General features: G+C 53.0%; 1 protein-coding gene. It reads left to right on the top strand.

Annotation, left to right across the window (positions count from 1 at the left end):
• Positions 1–93 precede the first annotated feature (93 nt).
• Entirely contained in the window at positions 94–1269 is a 1176-nt protein-coding gene (locus J1G37_RS28910; RefSeq protein ID WP_207047209.1) for an integrase core domain-containing protein, read from the top strand.
• The last annotated feature ends 37 nt before the right edge of the window (positions 1270–1306 follow it).

Raw genomic sequence — 1306 nt, 5'->3', positions numbered from 1 at the left:
GCCGGTATGACTCACCCACATGGGTTACAAATCAGTTCACGCACATAGGTAACAGTTTTTAACTGGCAGGGTCGATTTCGCGAGGATCTGACCATGCCCTGGAGAGAGCTGAAACCTATGGATCTCAAAGTGATGTTCATTGCTGAGTACCTGTCTGACAAGCACAGCTTTAGCCGGCTGTGCCAGGACTTTCAGATCAGCCGAAAGACGGGCTATAAATGGGTCGAACGCTATGAAGCCGAGGGCCCCAGCGGGCTTGATGAACGTAGCCGCCGCCGTCATCACCAGACCTACGTGGTGCCCTTGGCCGTAAGGCAGGCAATCGTCGAACTTCGCTCTATTGGCGAGACTGTTCCGGGGCCAAAGAAGATCCAGAACAGTTTGAGGCAGCGCTTTCCAGGCGAAGATCCCCCGTCGAAAACGACCATTTACAACATTCTTAAGGCAGCCGATTTGATCACGCCTAGGCCTCTACGTCAGCGTGTGGCTGTCTATCCGAAACCTTTGCGCAAGGCGGAAACGCCTAATCAACTCTTCAGCGCCGACTACAAGGGCCAGTTTCTGACAGGGGCAGGTGTGTGGTGCTATCCACTGACAATCATGGATCACGCTAGTCGCTTCTTACTGGCTTGCGAGAGCATGGCCAGCACCAACCTGAAGGAGACCCAGCAAACCTTTGAGCGGGTTTTCCGCGAATATGGGATGCCTGATCGCATCCGCACTGATAACGGTGTGCCGTTTGCGAGTAAGGGGCGTGCTGGACTATCGCAATTATCGATTTGGTGGCTGCGACTTGGGATCATTCCTGAGCGAATTGAGCCGGGCCGACCGGATCAAAATGGCCGCCACGAACGCATGCATCGAACGCTGAAAAGTACGTTGCCCCAGCCGCCTGCGATAGCATGGGAGGCTCAGCAAAAGCACTTTGATCGTTTTATGCAGCACTACAATTATGAGCGAGGACATGAAGCGCTGGGGCAAAAAACACCTGCTGCATGCTATACGCCTTCACTCCGGGCTTACCCGGAGAAGCTGCCGGAAATGGGGTACGCGAGCCATGTTGAGTGTTACCTAGCTGATTGCAGTGGAATCATTAATCGAGCAGGTCTACGTATTTACGTTGGCCATCTGCTCAGGCACCAAACGATAGGGATGGAGATGATTGGTGATGACATATGGTCGGTCATCTTCGGCCCGGTAGTACTCGGCCGTGTCGATGCCAGAGATGCTAAGAACGGCTATGTTTCAATCAAAGTGTCACCTATGTGAATGCACTTTTTTGTAACCCATGTGGTTGTTCCGTACA

Origin of the sequence: Pseudomonas sp. Marseille-Q1929, assembly GCF_017316265.1 — a bacterium.
In the GTDB taxonomy this organism is placed as follows: Bacteria; Pseudomonadota; Gammaproteobacteria; order Pseudomonadales; family Pseudomonadaceae; genus Aquipseudomonas.
The sequence above is the reverse complement of the archived record's forward strand: the minus strand, read 5'-3'. Positions and strand labels throughout refer to the sequence as shown.